Below are 1,670 nucleotides of genomic sequence, written 5' to 3'. Positions count from 1 at the left end.
TTGAATAAGATGCTCAACGTGGTATTTTTTTATGAGGCTAAAGAACGGTACTCCGAAGGAGTTAAACCGTTAAATTTTGGTACATAACGCTTATGCATATAAAATTGAATGTAATCATCGATTCCGTTTATAAGATGATCATAGGTATCAAAATCATGACGATAGTAATATTCTGCCTTCATTGATCCCCAAAAGGATTCAATAGGTTGATTATCCAAGCATTTGCTTGGACGTGACATACTAGTTTTGAAACCAAATTGATTTTTAAGGGCAAAATAATCATTAGAAGTATATTGATACCCTCGATCACTATGAATAATTGGATGTGCAGCTGGATTTTTTTGCATAGCTAACTTGATGGTATCCATCACTAATTTATTATCGTTTCTTTGACTAATGATATAAGAAACAATCGATAAATCATAACGGTCTATAACTGCACTGATATAAGCTTTTTCATGATTGCCATAAAATAGGTAACTCACATCAGTAAACCATTTCTGGTTCGGTTTCGAAGCTTCAAAATCTCGGTTAATAGTATTTTCTGAGATATGTAGAGGAATAGATTTTGTCCACTCTGGTTTTTTCTTTCGAATTTCAGATTTCAACCCCATAGAACGCATTAAACGGCGAACCCGTTTTACATTAACAACCTCATTCAATTCACGATAAACAGCCCATTTCATCCGTTCTACACCGTAAATACCATGAGATTCGTCAAATATTTTCTGAATAGATGCAGCTAATGCCTCATTCTTTTTTTCTGCGTCTGATGGACATCGATGTAACCATTTATAGTAGGAACTTCTACTAACCTCTACAGCTTTACATAATTTTGAGACAGAATACCCTTTTTCTTGATGGAGCTCAAACACGACAATGTATTGTGTCTCTTGACGACTTAGCGAAAATGGTCGTACCTTTGATTGAGCTCTAACAACTTTTTTTCAATATCTTTCTGCATTTCAAGATATTCATTTCGTGCTTCAAGTTCTTTAATACGAAATTTCAAGCGTTCAGTATCCGTTAATTCATTCTCTGGTTTATTTTGACCACGAAGATCTTTAAGTCCGTCGGACCCTTTAAGTTGGTATTTTTTAACCCATGAATAGATTTGTTGGTAAGATACACCATACTTTTCAATAGCCCCCTGATAGTCATTGTCTCTGGCAATAGTAAATTGTGTGATTTCCAATCGTTCTTCAAATGTTGTTTTACGCCCTTTAGTCATAGTGGTCTTAGATCTCCCCATACTCGTTGATTTTAGTTCTTTTCCACTATTATATAGGTTAATCCATCGTTGTAGAACTGAAAAACTGGAAATATGATATTTTTTCACCGTACTATTCTTAGAGTAACCTCGAAAAACCACGTCTTCAACCGCCATTTTTTTCAGGTTTTTCGAGTACCTTTTCCACGTCTTCGATTCCACTAGTCCTTCAAAACCATCAGCTTTATATTTGCGGATCCATGTCTGAATTACAGAACCGTGAAGGTTCATTTCTTTACTGACAAATCTTAATGAAGAACAACCGTCAAGTATTGGTTTAATGATGGCTAATTTTTCGTCTGCGCTTAATTTAACTCGTTTAGACAATAAAAAACACTCCCTACAAAATAGTTTAGAAATTTTTGTTATTTCTAGTGTCTACTTTGTAGGGAGTGTATCA

The 1,670-nt window shown here is 34.7% G+C and carries 2 protein-coding genes; both read right to left on the bottom strand.

Annotation, left to right across the window (positions count from 1 at the left end; translation table 11 throughout):
• Nucleotides 1-29 precede the first annotated feature (29 nt).
• Complete coding sequence (locus tag ACEN4L_RS13350; RefSeq protein ID WP_123781452.1) at nt 30-881, bottom strand: IS3 family transposase; 852 nt, start codon at nt 879-881, stop codon at nt 30-32.
• A 20-nt stretch (nt 882-901) separates the two neighbouring features.
• Complete coding sequence (locus tag ACEN4L_RS13345) at nt 902-1,597, bottom strand: transposase (protein WP_407097751.1); 696 nt, start codon at nt 1,595-1,597, stop codon at nt 902-904.
• Between the last annotated feature and the right edge of the window lie 73 nt (nt 1,598-1,670).

Source organism: Desemzia sp. FAM 23988, from assembly GCF_045528365.1.
Lineage (GTDB): Bacteria > Bacillota > Bacilli > Lactobacillales > Carnobacteriaceae > Desemzia.
The sequence above is the reverse complement of the archived record's forward strand: the minus strand, read 5'-3'. Positions and strand labels throughout refer to the sequence as shown.